The following is a 17,194-nucleotide window of genomic DNA, read 5'->3' as shown; positions in this document are numbered from 1 at the left end:
TCGCCAAACAACTTTCGGCGAGGGACCCACCATGAGCACCATTATCGACGTTTTCGCCCGCGAGATCTTGGATAGCCGCGGCAACCCAACGGTTGAGGTTGATGTCACGCTGGAGGACGGTACGATGGGACGGGCCGCCGTGCCCTCGGGCGCCTCCACCGGCGCGTTCGAGGCCGTGGAAAAGCGCGACAGCGATATGGACCGCTACAAGGGCAAGGGCGTGCGCGAGGCCGTGATGGCTGTGAATGGCGAATTGGCCGAGGCCGTCGTGGGCTTTGACGCCACCGAGCAGGTTGCCATTGACGAAACCATGATCGAACTGGACGGGACCGAAAACAAAGGTCGTCTGGGTGCCAATGCCATCCTCGGTGTCAGCCTGGCCACTGCAAAGGCGGCCGCAGATTACTGCGAACAGCCGCTTTTTCGCTATGTGGGCGGCACCTCGGCCCGTATCCTGCCAGTGCCGATGATGAACATCATCAATGGCGGCGAACATGCCGACAACCCGATCGATATCCAGGAATTCATGATCATGCCGGTCGCCGCGACCTCCATTGCGGAAGCCGTCCGCACCGGGTCCGAGATTTTTCACACGCTCAAGAAAGAGTTGACCGCCGCGGGTCACAATACCGGGATCGGGGATGAAGGTGGATTTGCACCCAACCTGAGTTCGACCCGGGACGCTTTGGATTTCGTTCTGAAATCCATCGAACAGGCTGGCTACACCCCGGGCAAGGACGTGTACCTGGCCCTCGATTGCGCCGCCACCGAATACTTCAAGGACGGCAAGTATGTCCTTGCCGGTGAAGGCAAAACACTCACCGCTGACGAGAATGTCGATTATCTGACAGCCCTTGTGAACGATTATCCCATTATCTCGATCGAAGACGGCATGTCCGAGGATGATTGGGACGGTTGGGCCAGCCTGACCCAGGCACTGGGGGATCGCTGCCAGCTTGTGGGCGACGATCTGTTCGTCACCAACCCGACCCGCCTGGCCGATGGCATCGCCAAAGGCTGCGCTAACTCCATGCTAGTGAAAGTCAACCAGATCGGCACCCTGACAGAGACGCTCAAGGCCGTCGATATGGCCCACCGCGCGAGCTATACAAATGTGATGTCACATCGATCCGGCGAAACCGAAGATACCACCATCGCAGACCTTGCAGTCGCAACCAATTGCGGTCAGATAAAAACGGGGAGTGTGGCGCGAACAGACCGACTGGCGAAATATAACCAGTTACTGCGTATTGGAGAAGCACTTGGCGAAACAGCAACCTATGCGGGGACATCAATCCTCCGCTCGTGAAGCGCCGCAAAAAGTAGCCATCAGATTAGTCGACAGCGACCTGGACCTGACCCGGGTAAAAAGCCTGTGCTGGGCCTATCGAAGCTATTTGATGGGGATCAGCCCCGAGGACCGTGCTGCAATCAGCGCCATCTACCCGGCCCCCTATTATGCGGCCTTGATGCACCGTCTGGACAAGGAGCATGCGCGACCGAAAGGCGCCATCATGGTGGCAGAAATCGGAGATCGAATGGTGGGATGTGCCATGAGCCGCCCTCTGACCGATGATGTGGTCGAATCCAAACGCCTGTTCGTGAGCGATGTCGCCCGCGGTCTAGGCGCGGGGGAGGCACTATGTCTGGCCCTGATGGACCAGGCACGGGCCGACGGCTATAGATCCTTCTGCTTTGAAACGTCGAAATCCCTTACAACGGCACGCCGCCTCTATGATCGGCTGGGATTTCAAGAACGGGGGCCTTATCAGTCGCTGCCCGACGCCGCGGCGAAGCAGTTTATGTATTATCACATCGACCTGTGACCGCTGATCAGATTATAGCCCATCTTGGCCTTGCCCCCCATCCCGAAGGTGGATGGTACCGTCAAACCTGGATGGCCGATGGGGATGGGCGTTCCGCGGGGACGGCGATCTATTTCCTGCTGAAAGCAGAGGAGTACAGCCATTGGCACCGGGTCGATGCGGCCGAGATCTGGCACTATTACGCAGGGTCCCCGCTGACCCTGCGGATCAGCGCAACGGATGACGGCCCAGCTCATACCCATTGTCTGGGCCCTGATCTAGAGGCGGGTCAGTTTCCGCAAGTGGTTGTGCCGCGGCACCATTGGCAAGCCGCTCGGACAACCGGTGATTGGACACTGGTCGGATGCACTGTCTCGCCCGGTTTTCAGTTTTCGGGGTTTCACTTGGCACCCCTCGGGTTCGACATCCCGTAAACGCGCCCGTGATCTAAAATTTCAAAACGTTTGTATAGAGGCTTCAGCCTGCTTTGCGGACACATCCCACAGGTATCTTCCCCGATAAGAAAGCCGGGATAATGGTTTGGGGCGTCACCGCGCAACCTGCGCCCCGCGACCCCGTCGCGGACATCCGCGCGACGGCGGCAGCGCCGCCCAAGCAAGGATGTTCCCCCTTGACCTCGCGACCGGGCCTGTCAAAACGACCGCCATGGCTACGGGAATTCTCACAATCGACCTTGATGCACTCGCCGAAAACTGGCGAGCGCTGGATGCAATTTCCGCCGCAACGACGGAAACCGGGGCCGTCGTCAAGGCCAGCGGTTACGGGTTGGGCGCATCGCGTGTTGCACTCACGCTGGCCAAGGCGGGGGCGCGTCGGTTCTTCGTCGCCGTGGCCGAGGAAGGCGCAGAGATCCGACAAGCCCTGGGGCGCGGACCGGAGATTTACGTCTTCGGCGGTCACATGCCCGGCGATACCGATATGATCCACGATCTGGACCTGATCCCGCTTCTCAACTCGGTCGATCAACTCACCCGCCATTTCGAGGCGCTGCCAAGTGGCGCATTCGGCATCCAGCTTGATACCGGAATGAACCGCCTGGGGCTGGAGCCAAGTGAATGGCAGGCCGTCGGCGCCTTGGCCCTGGCCCAGAAACCGCGCCTGATCCTGAGCCATCTCGCCAGCGCCGACACGCCGGACGATCCGCTGAACGCCGCCCAGTTAAAAGCGTTTCGCGACATGACGGATGGTGTACAGGTCCCCCGCTCCCTCGCGGCCACAGGCGGCACACTTTTGGGCGCGGATTACCATTTCGACCTGACCCGCCCCGGCATCGGGATTTATGGCGGCCTGCCTTTCGCCGATGCGCGCCCGGTTGTACGCCTTGCCCTGCCCGTCATCCAGATCCGCGACGTGGCGGAAGGAGAGACCGTGGGCTATGGCGGCTCCTGGACGGCGCAGGCCCCCTCCCGCATCGCAACCGTATCTGCGGGCTACGCCGATGGCCTGATCCGCGCCATTTCCAACAAGGGCCAGCTTTATGCCGATGGCACACCCTGCCCGGTCGTGGGCCGCGTCTCCATGGATCTGATCACAGTCGATGTGACGGAGCTGCCGGACGCGCCCAAAACCCTCAACATTCTCTGCCCCGAACAAACCATTGATGCCCTGGCTGGTCATGCGGGCACGATCGGCTATGAGATCCTGACCGCCCTCGGCCCCCGATACAGCCGCCTTTACACAGGCGGCGCGGTTTAATCCGATGGGCGCCATCGCCCATTTCCTTGGCGCATTGGGGCGGCAGATCATCGGGCTGCTGGCCGCAACGGGGCGCATCGCGCTCTTCACCGGACAAACACTGGGCCATGTGGTCAGGCCACCATTCTACATTAAAGAGTTCTTGCAGGCCGTTCTGAACATTGGATACTTTTCCCTTCCTGTGGTTGGTCTCACTGCGATTTTCACCGGTGGCGCCCTCGCTTTGCAAATTTATGCTGGCGGTGCGCGCTTCAATGCCGAAGCCGTCGTCCCACAGATCGTTGCCATCGGCATCGTGCGTGAGCTGGGCCCGGTTCTGGTCGGCCTCATGATCGCTGCCCGCGTCACCTCCTCCATTGCTGCCGAAATCGCCACGATGAAAGTGACGGAACAAATCGACGCGCTCGTTACCCTGTCGACCCATCCGATGAAATACCTGACCGTGCCCCGCGTGGTGGCTGCCACACTCGTGGTGCCCCTGCTGGTCGCCATCGGGGATGTCATTGGTGTCCTAGGTGGGTATGCGGTGGCTACCGGAACGCTAGACTTCAATCCGGCGACCTACATCCGCAATACGGTGGACTTCCTGGAAATGCGTGACATTACGTCATCATTGATCAAGGGGGCGGTCTTTGGCTGTCTTGCCGCATTGATGGGATGCTATTTCGGGATGAATTCGACCCGCGGCGCCCAAGGTGTGGGTCGCGCCACCAAAAGCAGTGTCGAGGCGACGGCCGTCCTTATCCTTGCCGCGAATTTTGCGCTCACGGGGATATTCTTTTCGATATGATCCGTCTCGCAGATGTCCATAAATCCTTTGGCTCCAAACGTGTTCTGCGCGGCGTGGATCTGTTTGTCGAACGTGGCACCTCAATGGTGATCATCGGCGGATCGGGCACGGGGAAATCCGTGGCGATCAAGACCATCTTGGGCCTCGTGGCCCCCGATGCGGGCACGATCACGGTGGACGGGCAGGAAACCGGCACTGGTGATCGCGATGCCTTTCTCGCCCGGTTCGGGATGCTGTTTCAGGGGGCGGCCTTGTTTGACAGCCTGCCCGTTTGGCAAAACGTGGCATTCCGGCTGTTGCGCGGCGCCCTGAAACAGCCCAAGGACACCGCCCGACAGATAGCCATCGACAAGTTGCGCCGCGTGGGTCTGGGCGCAGATGTGGCCGATCTGTATCCCGCCGAGTTATCCGGTGGCATGCAAAAACGCGTGGGCCTGGCCCGCGCAATCGCGGCTGAGCCAGAGATCATCTTTTTCGACGAACCCACCACTGGCCTTGACCCGATCATGGCCGGGGTTATCAACGACCTGATCCGGGAAATCGTGGTGGAGATGGGCGCGACCGCGGTCACCATCACCCATGACATGACATCGGTGCGCGCCATTGGCGATGCCGTCGCCATGCTCCATGACGGGGTAATCCAATGGACCGGTCCGGTCAGCCAGATGGACAGCTGCGGTGATCCGTATGTTGACCAGTTCATCAATGGTCGCGCCGAGGGGCCGATTGCCGCCGTGCGATAACCCCAGATTTCTACATGTGACGTTCACCCGGGCCCGTGTCTCGCAATCAGCCCGACCCGAACGTTATTGATAAAGGCTGCCTCGCAGACCGGTTTCCTCCAGCAGGCCAAGTCGCTTGGCCTCGAAATAGTACCCGCGCGCGTACCACATGACGGCCTTGCCCTCATCCCCACCCGAAACAAGCCACGCCCCGCGCAAATAGCGTCCCGCATAGCGCAGGTTGGTTTCGGCATCCAGAAGGTCGGACGGGCTACCGCGGAACCCCATCGACCGCGCCGTCGCGGGCAGGATCTGCATCAACCCGTAATAGGGCCCGTTGCGTGCACCCGGGCGATGGGTGCTTTCGCGAATGATCACGCGGTGCAGCAATGTGACCGGGATCTGATTTTCGACCGCCGCCGCGTTGATCAAGTTCCGCAATTGCGGGGTTTCATTCGGATAAAGCGGCGGTTCGGGGCGGCGCGGCGGCGGGTCTTCGGGGCCGGCCCCGCAAGCGGCAGGCAAGGCCAGCAAAGAGGTAGCAAACAAGCGGCGGGTCAATTTGATCATCTCAAAACCCTATCCTCTGCCCGCCCCAAGGCAACTCTGAAAGACCAGATCGGCAAGCGCCTGCGCAATCAGACCGGGATGACCGTGACCCGGCTACCGTTGGCAGCAAGGGCGATCTTGCCGTCGCACAGACGAAGGGCATCGTCACCGAACACTTCCTTGCGCCAACCGCGCAAGGCCGCCGCGTCCCGCTCCCCCGCTGCGATGGCATCCAGATCATGGGCACTGGCGATCAGCTTTTGCGCCACACCGGCCACTTCGGACTTGGCCTTCAACAACACACGCAGCAAATCGGCCAGGGCCGGATTGACGGTAAGGTTCTCACGCGACCTGTCGGAGCGCGGGAAATCGGCAGGATCCATGTCCTGCCCGCGCCGGACAGCATTCAGGATCCCTTCGGCGATGACACCCTTGCGCGCCTCCCGCAATAAAAGACGTGATTTACCCAGATCCCCCACCGTCTTGGGCCGGGTCGAGGCGACCTCAAGCAAGGCATCGTCCTTCAAGACCCGGCTGCGCGGTATATTGTTGGTCTGGGCATAGTCTTCGCGAAACGCAGCCAGGCATTTGACCAGCGCCAGAAAACGCCCGGAATGGGTCCGTGTCTTGACCCGGCGCCAGGCTTCCTCCGGTTCGATCATGTAAGTCTGTGAGTCCACTAGCACCGCAAGCTCTTCTTCCACCCAATGCTGGCGTCCGGTCTTGGCGATCTCAGCCGCGAGGTGTTCATAAATCACACGCAAGTGGGTCACGTCGGCCAAGGCATAGTTTTTTTGGGCATCGGATAGCGGCCTGCGCGACCAGTCGGTAAACCGGCTGGTCTTGTCGATGCTTGCCTTGGCGATCTTTTTCACCAGTGTTTCGTAGCCGACCTGTTCACCAAAACCACAGACCATGGCCGCCACCTGGGTATCGAAAAGCGGTTTGGGAAACACGTTGCCTTCGAAGAAAAAGATCTCAAGATCCTGCCGGGCCGCGTGAAAGACCTTTACGCAGGTCTCGACCTTGAAAAGCTCGCATAGTGGCGCCAACGACAACCCCTCTGCCAGGGGGTCGACAAGCACCGCCTCCCCCTCACCTGGAAGGGCCATCTGCACCAGACAGAGTTTCGAGTAATACGTTCGCTCGCGCAGAAACTCGGTATCCAAGGTGACGTAGGGGCCTTTTGCGGCCTCGTCACAAAAAGTGGCAAGATCTTCGGTGGTTGTAATCGTTCTCATTGAGTCGGCTCGGGTTCTTTTTCTTCTGCCCAGTTTCAGGGGCCGATGCGGCAATTTCTCCGATGGTATGGAAGTTCCGAATAAATGGAAAGCACTACGGCAAATAGATCGGATCGGTGATACCCTGGGCAAATCGCTCAAGCACGCGGGGATACAGTTGATGCTCCATGGCCAGAACCCGGTCCGCCAGCGTATCGGCAGTATCCCCTGGTAGGACCTGCACCTTGGCCTGCCCCAGGATCGGGCCGTCATCCAAGGCCGCCGTCACTTCATGCACGGTGCAACCATGGACGGTATCGCCCCCCTCCAACACGCGGGCATGTGTCTTTAAACCACGGTATTTCGGCAAGAGCGAGGGATGGATGTTCAGAATGCGCCCGGCCCATTGATCAACGAAATCTGGCGAAAGCACATACATGAAACCCGCCAGACAAATGAGATCTGTTTGTGCCTCGACCAGCTCCGCCTGGATCTTGGCCTCAAACCCTTCACGGTGTGACCGATATTGCGGCCGGCTGATGACCCGTGTCTTTAGGCCCAATGCTTCGGCGCGGTGAATACCAGCCGCATGCGGCATGTCTGATATCACCAGGCACGGCTCGACCCAGCCCGGTCTGTCGGCCATGCGTTCCACCAGCTTGACCATGTTTGAGCCGCCGCCCGAAATCAGGATCGCCACCTTTTTCATGCAGATGATCCGACATAGCTGACACCGGTACCGGACTGCACATGGCCCAGGTCATGGACGGTTTCACCCGCCGCGCGCAAACCGTCCGCGATGACGTCGGCCTGGTCGGGTGCGACCACCATCACCAGACCAACCCCCATATTAAAGGTCTTCAACATCTCGTCGCCATTAATGCCGCCGGTCTCGGACAGCCAGTCAAAGATGGGCGGGGGAGTCCAGGCACCCAGATCGATCTCTGCCCCCAACCCATCGGGCAACATACGGGGCACATTCTCTGTCAGGCCGCCGCCAGTAATGTGAGCCAGTCCACGCACCCCACCGCCGCGCATGACCTGCAAGGCCGGTTTCACGTAGATCCGCGTCGGCGTCAAAAGCGCCTCCGCCAATGACGCATCGGCAAAGGGTGCTGCGTTCTTCCAATCCAACCCAGACAGGTCAACCACCCGGCGCACCAGGGAATACCCGTTCGAATGCACCCCGTCTGAGGCCAGGCCCAACAAAATATCCCCCTCGGCAACGCCATTGGGCAAAGTGGCGCCACGTTCCATGGCGCCCACGGCAAAGCCCGCCAGATCGAAGTCATCCCCCCGGTACATGCCCGGCATCTCTGCCGTTTCACCGCCGATCAGCGCAGCACCCGCCAGTTGACACCCTTGTGCGATCCCTTCGACCACGGTCGCGGCTTGATCCACGTCCAGCGTCCCACAGGCAAAATAATCCAGAAAAAACAGCGGCTCCGCTCCCTGACAGATCAGGTCGTTCACACACATCGCCACCAGATCGATGCCCACATGTTGAACCTGGCCGGTCTCCACCGCGATCTTCAGCTTGGTGCCCACACCATCGGTTGCCGCAACCAGAACCGGATCCTGAAAGCCCGCAGCTCTTAGGTCGAACAATCCACCAAAACCACCCAGCCCTGCCATCACCCCAGCCCGGTTGGTGGCGGCGGCCGCGGGCTTTATCCGATCGACCAAGGCATTGCCCGCATCGATGTCAACGCCCGCGGCGGCGTAAGTCAGTCCGTTCTTTTGAGTGTCAGACATCGTTGCTCCGTCTGCAGTTTTCGCTGCGATACCGCATGGGTGAGAGTGCCGCAATCCGATAGGACGATTGATCGAAGCCAGGCCCGCACGCTAGGGTCAAGCGTCGGTTTCCAAGGTGAGATGTTGCCAATGCTGTTTCGGGTCCTGAGTGCCGCTTTCCTCGCCCTGCCGCTTCACGCCGCCGCCCAGCGGCAGGCTGCCGTTGTCCCAGCGGAGATCCAAGCATTCGGCGGGGCCCAATACGGTGATCTTTATACCGGTGCGACGGTCTATGAAGGTGACTTTACAGGTGACGGTGCGCCCGATGCCCTGGCCTTTATCTTCCGCTTGATGGGTGCGGGGGGAAATGGCGTGATCACCGAGGCACAGTTGTTCACCCGGGTCGAGGGACGGTTGGTTCACTCCGGAACGGTGGAGGGGATGGAGGCTGGATTTCCCCAGCGCATCCACAGTTGGCAGATCGGGCGGATCGAGATTGAGATGCTGGTCTACCTGCAAGGTGATGCAAAATGCTGCCCCATGGGGCGTCAGATCTATTCCATCATTCCGCCGGGCTGATGCAGATCTTGACCCGACCGAGCAGTCTGTTACTCAACGCGAATGGCGGGCCTGTAGCTCAATTGGTTAGAGCAGAGCGCTCATAACGCTTTGGTTGCGGGTTCAAGTCCTGCCGGGCCTACCACCATCCCGCAATAGCGCTGTGTTTGTTTATAGCAGACCCTGTGACCGGCGCGGCGGGCTTTCTGGGCCACCGATACGCACAAATCGGGTTCCGCATTCCCACCTGTAACACCCCATCGCAGATCGGGCTGACGGAGAAAGCACCATGAACGCCGTCGGACTGCGGGCAAACACCGCCAGACATGCATTGCGCAATGCCAGATGGGGATCGCGTGTATTCAAAATAGTTCGGTGAACATACTCCGTCGTCAACACGACAGGCTCCTGGCAGAGCTTTGAAAACCCACCGGACGCCTCAACCATCGTGATAACCCAATCCGTCGCGGGATTGTTGCACAGCGCCTCAAAGGCCTGTGCGTCACAATTACCCTGGCCAATGGTCACGGTAAGAAGCGGCGCCCGTCGCCCGACGGTTTCGCCATCTCCCCGCAGGGTCGGGATGTGAGCGGCGCATGACAGATCCAACACTGCATCAACGGTCAAACCAGCCGAAAGCAAAGCCGTCAGGCCATCTAGTCCTACCGTCACCGGGCGCGTCACGCGGCGCGGCAACACACGGTCCCAACGAAATGTCATGGGCGGGGCGGATTGCGGAAACGGGATCACGCTCATCGCATTACCCCATGCCCGCAGACTTTCGAAAAAACGATCGATATGGCTGCATCTTTCGTGGGGCGCACACAAAACTACTCGTCACAGGAACACGTCCTTTCGGGTCAGCATATGCATAGTAGGGTAGCAAAGGCCGCCGGATCTGCCGTTGGGATTTGCCAAGGTCCGCGATTGAGGCCAGTTAACGCGCCAAAACCAGATCTGCCTGCAGGCCGCCGAAGGTTGCACTTTCCCCCAATTGCAGCGCCCCGCCATGGCCACGGGCGATATCAGCAGCAATCGACAGGCCAAGCCCCACACCGGTGCCCTTGTCCTGGTTGCGGGCCGCGTCCAGACGGGCAAAAGGACGCGTGGCTTCCTCCCGCCGTTCCGGGGGGATGCCCGGCCCGTCATCCTCCACCCGGAAATACACGGATTTGTCCGTCACATGGACAGACACCTCGGCCCGCCCGGCATACCGCAACGCATTGCCAATCAGGTTGGCCAATGCCCGTTTGACCGCCCTTGGGCGCAAGGACACATTCACCGCCTCACCCTGGAGGGGATGAAGCGTCACCGATCCTCCGCCGCGCCTGCCCGCCTCAACCGCCGCCCGGGCCAAGGAAAACGGTGCGATCTGTTCCAGATCGTCCAAGGTCTCCACCCGGGCGAAATCCAGAAAAGCGTCAATCAGATCCTCCATATCGGCCACATCGCGCTCCATCTCGGCGATGTCCTGCGACGGCTCCACCATGGACAGACCCAACTTCAGTCGCGTCAGGGGGGTGCGCAGATCATGGCTGACGCCGGAGAGCATGAGGGTCCGCTGAGCCGTTTGCCGTTCGATCCGACGGCGCATGTCAAGGAATGCGGCACCTGCGGCCCGCACTTCCGTGGCCCCAGACGGTTTATAGGGCCCCGCGCGGCCTTTGCCAAAGGCCTCAGCCGCGCGCGCAAGCCGCGTGATCGGACGCAGTTGATTGCGCATGTAAAGAAAGGCGACAGCGGTCATGACCACCCCGGTGAACACCATCAGCACAAGCAACTGGTGCGGGTTCGACGCGGACACCTTGCGCCGGTCAAATTTCAGCATCATCGGCCCGTGTCTGGTATCGACCTGAATGGCCACCCGGCGCAAGGATGTCGCCAAATCGATCGCCTGTAGCCCGCTTAGCTCCTCCCGCAGGGTTGCCGCCACCGTGCGACCCGACACATCGTAAAACACCCGCTCGAACCCACTGCGCGGCGCGGATGGCAGATCAAGCTGATACCGCAATGCACCGCTCACCTCGGCCGTGGCCATCAACGCGGCGTCGGAATCCGGTGCCCGCTCCACCAGATCCACGATATGCTGCAATTCCAGCAGCACCGTATTGGTCATCTGGCGGGTCACATCCTCAAAATGGCGCTGGATGAACACAACCAGAATGACCAGTTGCATGACGATGACCGGCAGGACAAGGATCAACGCAGCACGACCATAAAGCCCCCGGGGCATCACGTGTTTCAGCCATTTGAATTCCATAAAAAAAGTGTATCGTGGTCGGGAACGAAGGGGAAGTGACGCCAGTGCCGAACTATAATCCGCCTGTCGGCTTGGCCGAATGGCTGAGCCCCGATCTGGCCCGGATCACCGCGCCCAACCCGTCGCCCATGACATTCAGGGGGACGAATACCTATCTGCTGGGCGCTCAGTATATCGCCGTCATCGACCCCGGACCGATGGATGCCGCCCACCTTCAGGCGATCAAAGAGGCGCTGAAACCCAGCCAGCAGATCACCCATATTCTGGTCACCCACAGCCATCTGGACCATTCTCCACTCGCGACATTGCTGGCTCAGGAAACCGGCGCGCAGATCCATGCATTCGGTACGCATCTGGACGGGCGCACATCGATCATGACGCAACTTGCGCAGACCGGCCGCGCCCATGGCGGCGAAGGGATCGACAGCCATTTTCGCCCCGATATCCGTCTGCCTGACGGCGCCACCATCACCAGCCCGGAATGGCAGGTCACTGCGATCTGGACACCGGGCCACACGGCAAATCACATGTGTTTTCAGTGGGGCGATGTGATCTTTTCCGGTGACCATGTGATGGGCTGGGCCACATCACTGGTCTCGCCTCCCGATGGTGATCTGACCGCGTTCATGGCATCGTGCCGCAAGCTGCAGGCATATCCCGCACGCACCTATTATCCGGGTCATGGCGAGGTGATCGACGATCCCAAGGCCAGACTGGCCGAACTGATCGACCATCGTCTCATGCGCGAAACCCAGATCCTCAATACCGTGTCGGACCGGCCGACGAACATTCCCAGCCTGACACGCCAGATCTATGTCGACACGGATACCGCCTTGCTGCGTGCCGCCGAACGCAATGTTTTTGCCCATCTGATCGACTTGGCAGGCCGCGGCCTTGTCGAACCGGACGGTGAGTTGAGCGTCCAAAGCCATTTTCGCAGCACGCGAAAAAAGTCCGCATAACGGTTCGAAAGCCACTGGACGCACCCAAACCCGGTTGCTATACGGCACGCCAGTTCCGGCGTAGCTCAGCGGTAGAGCAGTTGACTGTTAATCAATTGGTCGTAGGTTCGATCCCTACCGCCGGAGCCAAAAATCTGACATCGTACACCCGCCTCCTGAATAGCTTGTGCTTTAAAGGTAATGTTGGCGTTTTGCTGTCTGGCTAGCTGCCGGTTTCGCGAAGACGGGCATAAAGTGTTCTTGAAACTGGACGGTCTGCATGACGAGAAGAGTGTTCAGACCCGCGTTCAAGCAGGACGCAGCGGAATTGACTACCAAGTATACCACTTTTTCATGCCGGGTGCAGCACTCAATAAAAAGCGTGGCCCTCGGGAGGCGAGGGCCACGCTCACTGCTATCCGCGCTGCTGGGGGGTGCGGATCTCAGCTACCTCTAAGGGCATAACTCTTAGCTGGCTGGCAAAACGCCGGCTTCCTGGGCCGCGGCCAGCTCTTCGGGATCGACCATGCCGTCAGCATTGGCATCAAGCGATGCATATGTCTCGGCCGTCAGATCAGGGTAAGCGACCTGAAGCTCGGTCAGCGAAAACATCCCGTCGCCATCGGTGTCCATTTCGGTGGCGGCGCTGACAGCCAGAGCTGTAAGAATGCTTGCGCTCAGAATACCCAGACCCAAAACAGTCGTTTTCATGGGGTGTCTCCTTTGGTTGCTCTTTTATAGGCGGCCAGGATTGTCCCGAGCCGCCAACAGAACATGGCACCGTGCCCCAAGCCGAACTAGACATGGAACAGAACTGGGGTATTTCACGCGTTGGATCGCCAAATGATGTGGTTCGCGGTGGCGGTAAGCTGCAGGGAGGAGAGGGCCCGGACTTGGTGGGCAACAGATGGAACATGACCGGCGCCAAAACTGGCAACACATCGCCACAAAATATGGCGATGTGTGAAAAATTCCGGATCAGGCTTCCAATTCGGCGTCCCAGTACAGGAAGTCGAGCCAACTTTCGTGCAGATAATTGGGGGGGAATCGCCGCCCCATGTTTCGCAATTCCTCTGCTGCCGGCTGGCGTGGTGGGCGACGCAGGCTCATCCCGGATTGCCGCAAGGATCGCGACCCTTTGCGCAGGTTGCATTTCGAACAGGCGGCCACGACATTTTCCCAGCTCGTCACACCGCCCCGCGCCCGCGGCACGACATGGTCAAAGGTCAGATCGCCTCGCGCACCACAATACTGGCAGCAAAACTCATCCCGCAAAAACAGGTTGAAACGGGTAAACGCCACCCGCTTTTGCGGCTTTACATAGTCCTTGAGGACAACCACCGACGGAATCTTGATCGAGGTCGACGGACTGCGCACCACCTCATCATATTCAGCCAGGATAGTCACACGATCCAGCCAAGCGGCCTTGACCGCTTCCTGCCAGGGCCAAAGAGACAGCGGATAATAGGAAAGCGGCCGATAATCAGCATTCAGAACCAAAGCAGGATGGTGCCTCAGATTGTTCGGCTCTCGCACGAATTGCGTTCGAAACTCTGCAGTCATTGGCCTGTCTCCGCCCTCGTATGCCCTGCCCTATGCCTTACTCAGTACCCTGCCGTCACAAAGAGCGTCGGTTCCGGCTGCACCTGACTATATATGGCGTTTCCTGACGGACAACCCCCGCTAGATACGGTATTTGTCACATCTGCTACAAAGCAGGTGTTACAGGGATGTGACGGTTATCCACAGGATCGGGCCGACATCTGCCTGTGCGTCGTTTTTGAACCGACGAACGGCCGGTTCAGATGGCCGCTTTGCGCAAGGCATCTGCCATGAAAGCATAGGCCTGTTGCAACCCGTCCGGGGAAATCGTGTGCGGCGCCCCAGCCATGGTGTGCGTATAAACGTCAAAGTCATTGTCCGCCAACGGCTCGGCCGCCTCTTGCATGCTCTCATAGGGCACGACCGGGTCCCGATCGCCGTGTAGCAGCATCACCGGCGGCTTTGATGTGACCTCCGCCGCCAGCCGTTCGGGCTGCAACAACCGGCCCGAAAAACCGACCACACCGGCAAAGGGTGCAGACCGCCGGGCAGCCACATGCAGGCTCATCATAGTGCCCTGGCTAAAGCCCAGTAGGATAACCTGTTTGTGCTCCAGCCGTTCCTGCAACAGCATGTGATCAAGAAACGCGTTCAAATCATCCACCGATTGCGCGAATGAGGCCCCCGCCGCCTGCGGGTCGGATCCGTCCATGTGGGGGATCGGAAACCATTGATATCCCATTGGGTTATTGACGCAGGTCTCGGGTGCGTCGACGGCCAGGAACAGCGTATCGGGCATATGCTCGGCCAATGGGTCGGCCAACCCCATCAGGTCGGCTCCGTTCGCGCCGTAGCCGTGCAAAAACACAACGGCAGAGGCCACATTGCCGGATTTTGGCTCCCGGCGCGCGACAGTTAATTCTCGGGTCATGTGATGCCTTCCCTGTCTTTGGCGACCTTGAAATACGCCCATAACAGCCGGGCCGCCACCCCTCGCCACGGGGACCAATCCGCGGCCATGACCCGCAGGGCTTTTTCCGATGGGCGATCCTCCATGTCCCACAGGATCCGGACGGCTTCCTGCAATGCCAGATCGCCCGGGGCAAAGATATCCGCCCGACCAAGGGAGAACATGGCGTAGATCTCCGCGGTCCACCGCCCAATGCCGGGCACGGCGGTCAGCGTCTCCAGGATCACCGGCTCCGGCGCCTGACGCAAATCGACATAGTTGATCCGCGCCTCCGCCAACGCCTTGGCGTAACGAATCTTTTGGCGGCTCAGCCCGCAGGCGCGCAGGTCATCGTCACTGGCCCGGAGCACCTTGCGCGGTCCGGTCAACTTTGCCGCCCGCAGCCTGCCCCAGATCGCCCGGGCCGAAGCAACCGACACCTGCTGGCTGACAATTGCATTCAGAAGCGCTTCAAACCCGTCCTTCCTTAACCGCAGGGGCAGCGGCCCGGTCTGATCCAGCGCCTTGGCAAAACGTGGCTCGACCTTGGCCAGCCAGGCCGCGCCTTCGGCGACGCAGTCATGGGAGTGGATGAGGCGCCCGACGCTCATAACGCGTTAAGCCAGCGCATGGCCTCCGTCGATGTGGCGACGGTTGGGGCATCGGATGGCGCAGGGCGATCAATCATGGCGACAGGCAGCCCCAACCGGGCGGCGGCGTCAAGCTTGGTGCGACTGGCCGCGCCACCGGCATTTTTGACGACCAACCAATCCACCCCCAGCTCAGCGAATAAGGCAAGTTCCTCCTCAACGGAAAATGGCGGACGCCCCACCAGAAACCGCCCGTTGGGAAAGGGGAACGGCCTGTCTGGCGGATCGATCTGGCGACAGATCAGGGTACGGGTCTGCAGGTCGGCAAAGCGGTGCAGTGTTTGCCGCCCCGTCGCCAGAAAAACGGTGGCGCTGTCGGGGATCAATGCCGCGGCCCCTTCTTCCACGGCGATGTGATGCCATGTGTCCGTGGTGCCGGCCTCCCATGCCGGACGCAGCACTTGCATGTAAGGCAGTCCCAACGCCGCAGCGACAGCAGCCGACCGGGCAGAGATCCGGGTCGCAAAAGGATGTGTGGCATCAATGATTGCCGCGATCTGATGCGCGACAAGCCATTGTGCAAAGGGTTCCGCCCCGCCAAATCCACCCACGCGCATGGGGATCGGCATCTGCGCGGGGTTCCGTGTGGCCCCGGCCATCGACAGGGTCGCCTCGTGGCCGCTATCGGCCAGCAAATGCGCAAGGTCGCGGCCTTCACCGGTGCCGCCCAACAGCAAAACCTTCACGGGGCAGACAGGCCCGGCACAGCGCCGGACCGGGCCAGGATGGTGCCTGCCCGGTCGATCACCACGGTGTCGACGGTAACGCCCGCCTCCCCCAACGCGGCCTCCACGGTCTGGCGTGCGCTCGCGGCGACCAGGTCCGCCATCTCGGCTCCTGCCCGGGCCAGCGCATCAAGCGCCGTATTGGCGGTGGCGAGATCCGGTTGGGACAAATCGGCGGCCAGCCGATCAAAATCCACCTGGCTGCGGGCAGAATGCAAATCCAGCGCGCCTTGGGCCAGTTTGGTCATCTTGCCGATACCTCCGCCGATGGTGATATGGGCGACGGGATGGCGCCTGAGATATTTCAGCAAGCCCCCCGCAAAATCCCCCATATCCAGCATCGCGTGGTCCGGCAGGGCATGCAACGCCTGAACGACCGCTTCGGATGTGGCTCCTGTGCATCCGGCCACATGGGCCAGCCCATCGGCGCGTGCCACATCGATCCCGCGATGGATCGATGCGATCCAGGCGGCACAACTGAAAGGCCGCACCACGCCCGTAGTGCCCAATACAGACAGACCGCCCGCAATACCCAGACGGGGATTCCAGGTTTTGGCCGCCAGTTCCACGCCGCCTGGAATGCTGATCGTGATCTCGATATCTGCACCGGGCGCATCGGCCTCGACCACGCCTGCCATCATCTGCCGGGGCACGGGGTTGATGGCGGGCTCTCCCACGGCGATGGGCAGACCGGGTTTCGTCACATGACCCACGCCCCCCCCGGCCCGAAAGGTCACGCCGCTGCCCGGCGCACCCGGTGCCACCCGCGCAATCACAAGGCACCCATGGGTCACATCTGGATCATCTCCGGCATCCTTGGTCACACCGGCCTCGGCCCAGCCATCGCCCGCACCCCTGTGGGCCAAGGGGAAAACCGGTGTCTCCCCCTTGGGTAAGGTGATGGTCACCGGATCCAAAAAAAACCCTGCCCGCAACCGGGCCAAGGCCGCCCGCACCGCCGCCGTGGCACAGGTCCCGGTCGTCCAGCCACGCCGCAATTCGGTTTTCGGCAGATCCTTCATGGGCCGGATTA

At 60.6% G+C, this 17,194-nt stretch carries 20 protein-coding genes and 2 tRNA genes; 10 read left to right on the top strand and 12 right to left on the bottom strand.

The annotated features are described in order from the left end of the window. Positions 1 to 31: 31 nt before the first annotated feature. The 6 genes from eno to IU397_RS07085 all read left to right on the top strand — a co-directional run bounded on the left by eno (position 32) and on the right by IU397_RS07085 (position 5,054). Positions 32 to 1,309: a phosphopyruvate hydratase gene (gene eno / locus IU397_RS07110; RefSeq protein ID WP_204412023.1), complete on the top strand. Its 1,278-nt coding sequence runs from the start codon at positions 32 to 34 to the stop codon at positions 1,307 to 1,309. Next, positions 1,281 to 1,826 (top strand): GNAT family N-acetyltransferase, encoded by a 546-nt coding sequence (locus IU397_RS07105; RefSeq protein ID WP_204412022.1) that lies wholly within the window; start codon positions 1,281 to 1,283, stop codon positions 1,824 to 1,826. Before eno ends, IU397_RS07105 begins: the two co-directional genes overlap by 29 nt. Next, entirely contained in the window at positions 1,823 to 2,239 is a 417-nt protein-coding gene (locus tag IU397_RS07100; protein ID WP_204412021.1) for a cupin domain-containing protein, read from the top strand. Before IU397_RS07105 ends, IU397_RS07100 begins: the two co-directional genes overlap by 4 nt. A gap of 232 nt (positions 2,240 to 2,471) precedes the next feature. Further along, positions 2,472 to 3,521, top strand: a complete 1,050-nt coding sequence (gene alr / locus IU397_RS07095; RefSeq protein ID WP_204412020.1) for an alanine racemase — start codon at positions 2,472 to 2,474, stop codon at positions 3,519 to 3,521. A gap of 4 nt (positions 3,522 to 3,525) precedes the next feature. Beyond that, entirely contained in the window at positions 3,526 to 4,311 is a 786-nt protein-coding gene (locus IU397_RS07090) for an ABC transporter permease (RefSeq protein ID WP_204412019.1), read from the top strand. Beyond that, entirely contained in the window at positions 4,308 to 5,054 is a 747-nt protein-coding gene (locus IU397_RS07085; protein WP_204412018.1) for an ABC transporter ATP-binding protein, read from the top strand. Before IU397_RS07090 ends, IU397_RS07085 begins: the two co-directional genes overlap by 4 nt. A 63-nt stretch (positions 5,055 to 5,117) precedes the next feature. Here IU397_RS07085 and IU397_RS07080 read toward each other — a convergent pair whose 3' ends face one another. The 4 genes from IU397_RS07080 to purM form a co-directional block, all read right to left on the bottom strand. Continuing rightward, a complete protein-coding gene (locus IU397_RS07080) occupies positions 5,118 to 5,603 on the bottom strand; it encodes a lytic transglycosylase domain-containing protein (RefSeq protein ID WP_204412017.1) in 486 nt (161 codons plus the stop codon). 68 nt (positions 5,604 to 5,671) lie between these two features. Beyond that, on the bottom strand, positions 5,672 to 6,823 hold the full coding sequence (rnd, locus tag IU397_RS07075; protein WP_204412016.1) for a ribonuclease D: 1,152 nt from the start codon (positions 6,821 to 6,823) through the stop codon (positions 5,672 to 5,674). A gap of 94 nt (positions 6,824 to 6,917) precedes the next feature. Next, positions 6,918 to 7,511 carry a phosphoribosylglycinamide formyltransferase gene (purN, locus tag IU397_RS07070; RefSeq protein ID WP_204412015.1) on the bottom strand — a complete coding sequence of 198 codons (594 nt, stop codon included), beginning with the start codon at positions 7,509 to 7,511 and terminating at the stop codon, positions 6,918 to 6,920. Next, on the bottom strand, positions 7,508 to 8,557 hold the full coding sequence (purM, locus tag IU397_RS07065) for a phosphoribosylformylglycinamidine cyclo-ligase (protein ID WP_204412014.1): 1,050 nt from the start codon (positions 8,555 to 8,557) through the stop codon (positions 7,508 to 7,510). The genes purN and purM overlap by 4 nt, the downstream gene beginning before the upstream one ends. Positions 8,558 to 8,686: 129 nt before the next feature. Between purM and IU397_RS07060 the strand changes: the two genes are divergently transcribed. Further along, positions 8,687 to 9,115, top strand: coding sequence for a hypothetical protein (locus tag IU397_RS07060; RefSeq protein ID WP_204412013.1), 429 nt, complete (start codon positions 8,687 to 8,689; stop codon positions 9,113 to 9,115). A 47-nt stretch (positions 9,116 to 9,162) separates the two neighbouring features. After that, positions 9,163 to 9,239 (top strand) — tRNA-Ile (locus IU397_RS07055). Between the two features lie 26 nt (positions 9,240 to 9,265). On the opposite strand, the gene IU397_RS07050 is transcribed toward IU397_RS07055, so the two are convergent. Continuing rightward, a complete protein-coding gene (locus IU397_RS07050; protein ID WP_204412012.1) occupies positions 9,266 to 9,850 on the bottom strand; it encodes a hypothetical protein in 585 nt (194 codons plus the stop codon). A 181-nt stretch (positions 9,851 to 10,031) separates the two neighbouring features. Next, complete coding sequence (locus tag IU397_RS07045; protein WP_204412011.1) at positions 10,032 to 11,354, bottom strand: ATP-binding protein; 1,323 nt, start codon at positions 11,352 to 11,354, stop codon at positions 10,032 to 10,034. Positions 11,355 to 11,368: 14 nt separating this feature from the next. On the opposite strand from IU397_RS07045, the gene IU397_RS07040 reads away from it, so the two are divergent. After that, positions 11,369 to 12,316 (top strand): MBL fold metallo-hydrolase, encoded by a 948-nt coding sequence (locus tag IU397_RS07040; protein ID WP_370541629.1) that lies wholly within the window; start codon positions 11,369 to 11,371, stop codon positions 12,314 to 12,316. Between the two features lie 54 nt (positions 12,317 to 12,370). Beyond that, positions 12,371 to 12,445: transfer RNA gene (locus tag IU397_RS07035), tRNA-Asn, on the top strand. Positions 12,446 to 12,763: 318 nt separating this feature from the next. On the opposite strand, the gene IU397_RS07030 is transcribed toward IU397_RS07035, so the two are convergent. From IU397_RS07030 to IU397_RS07005, 6 genes are all read right to left on the bottom strand, one after another. Beyond that, positions 12,764 to 13,006: an EF-hand domain-containing protein gene (locus IU397_RS07030; RefSeq protein ID WP_204412010.1), complete on the bottom strand. Its 243-nt coding sequence runs from the start codon at positions 13,004 to 13,006 to the stop codon at positions 12,764 to 12,766. 267 nt (positions 13,007 to 13,273) lie between these two features. Beyond that, complete coding sequence (locus IU397_RS07025; protein WP_204412009.1) at positions 13,274 to 13,858, bottom strand: HNH endonuclease; 585 nt, start codon at positions 13,856 to 13,858, stop codon at positions 13,274 to 13,276. A gap of 238 nt (positions 13,859 to 14,096) precedes the next feature. Continuing rightward, positions 14,097 to 14,768, bottom strand: a complete 672-nt coding sequence (locus tag IU397_RS07020) for an alpha/beta hydrolase (protein WP_204412008.1) — start codon at positions 14,766 to 14,768, stop codon at positions 14,097 to 14,099. After that, positions 14,765 to 15,397: a DNA-3-methyladenine glycosylase gene (locus IU397_RS07015; protein WP_204412007.1), complete on the bottom strand. Its 633-nt coding sequence runs from the start codon at positions 15,395 to 15,397 to the stop codon at positions 14,765 to 14,767. The genes IU397_RS07020 and IU397_RS07015 overlap by 4 nt, the downstream gene beginning before the upstream one ends. Further along, on the bottom strand, positions 15,394 to 16,122 hold the full coding sequence (locus tag IU397_RS07010) for a cobalt-precorrin-6A reductase (protein ID WP_204412006.1): 729 nt from the start codon (positions 16,120 to 16,122) through the stop codon (positions 15,394 to 15,396). Before IU397_RS07010 ends, IU397_RS07015 begins: the two co-directional genes overlap by 4 nt. After that, positions 16,119 to 17,183 carry a cobalt-precorrin-5B (C(1))-methyltransferase gene (locus tag IU397_RS07005; protein WP_204412005.1) on the bottom strand — a complete coding sequence of 355 codons (1,065 nt, stop codon included), beginning with the start codon at positions 17,181 to 17,183 and terminating at the stop codon, positions 16,119 to 16,121. The genes IU397_RS07010 and IU397_RS07005 overlap by 4 nt, the downstream gene beginning before the upstream one ends. Positions 17,184 to 17,194 lie beyond the last annotated feature (11 nt).

The organism is Actibacterium sp. 188UL27-1, assembly GCF_016901225.1.
Lineage (GTDB): Bacteria > Pseudomonadota > Alphaproteobacteria > Rhodobacterales > Rhodobacteraceae > 188UL27-1.
The sequence above is the reverse complement of the archived record's forward strand: the minus strand, read 5'-3'. Positions and strand labels throughout refer to the sequence as shown.

Excerpts from the sequence above, each read along its gene's own strand:
- IU397_RS07025 (WP_204412009.1), bottom strand. The coding sequence starts at position 13,858 with ATGACTGCAGAGTTTCGAACGCAATTCGTGCGAGAGCCGAACAATCTG.
- IU397_RS07030 (WP_204412010.1), bottom strand. The coding sequence starts at position 13,006 with ATGAAAACGACTGTTTTGGGTCTGGGTATTCTGAGCGCAAGCATTCTT.
- IU397_RS07060 (WP_204412013.1), top strand. The coding sequence starts at position 8,687 with ATGCTGTTTCGGGTCCTGAGTGCCGCTTTCCTCGCCCTGCCGCTTCAC.
- IU397_RS07085 (WP_204412018.1), top strand. The coding sequence starts at position 4,308 with ATGATCCGTCTCGCAGATGTCCATAAATCCTTTGGCTCCAAACGTGTT.
- IU397_RS07080 (WP_204412017.1), bottom strand. The coding sequence starts at position 5,603 with ATGATCAAATTGACCCGCCGCTTGTTTGCTACCTCTTTGCTGGCCTTG.
- IU397_RS07050 (WP_204412012.1), bottom strand. The coding sequence starts at position 9,850 with ATGAGCGTGATCCCGTTTCCGCAATCCGCCCCGCCCATGACATTTCGT.
- purM (WP_204412014.1), bottom strand. The coding sequence starts at position 8,557 with ATGTCTGACACTCAAAAGAACGGACTGACTTACGCCGCCGCGGGCGTT.
- IU397_RS07005 (WP_204412005.1), bottom strand. The coding sequence starts at position 17,183 with ATGAAGGATCTGCCGAAAACCGAATTGCGGCGTGGCTGGACGACCGGG.
- eno (WP_204412023.1), top strand. The coding sequence starts at position 32 with ATGAGCACCATTATCGACGTTTTCGCCCGCGAGATCTTGGATAGCCGC.
- IU397_RS07045 (WP_204412011.1), bottom strand. The coding sequence starts at position 11,354 with ATGGAATTCAAATGGCTGAAACACGTGATGCCCCGGGGGCTTTATGGT.
- IU397_RS07020 (WP_204412008.1), bottom strand. The coding sequence starts at position 14,768 with ATGACCCGAGAATTAACTGTCGCGCGCCGGGAGCCAAAATCCGGCAAT.
- purN (WP_204412015.1), bottom strand. The coding sequence starts at position 7,511 with ATGAAAAAGGTGGCGATCCTGATTTCGGGCGGCGGCTCAAACATGGTC.
- IU397_RS07015 (WP_204412007.1), bottom strand. The coding sequence starts at position 15,397 with ATGAGCGTCGGGCGCCTCATCCACTCCCATGACTGCGTCGCCGAAGGC.
- IU397_RS07105 (WP_204412022.1), top strand. The coding sequence starts at position 1,281 with ATGCGGGGACATCAATCCTCCGCTCGTGAAGCGCCGCAAAAAGTAGCC.
- alr (WP_204412020.1), top strand. The coding sequence starts at position 2,472 with ATGGCTACGGGAATTCTCACAATCGACCTTGATGCACTCGCCGAAAAC.
- IU397_RS07090 (WP_204412019.1), top strand. The coding sequence starts at position 3,526 with ATGGGCGCCATCGCCCATTTCCTTGGCGCATTGGGGCGGCAGATCATC.
- rnd (WP_204412016.1), bottom strand. The coding sequence starts at position 6,823 with ATGAGAACGATTACAACCACCGAAGATCTTGCCACTTTTTGTGACGAG.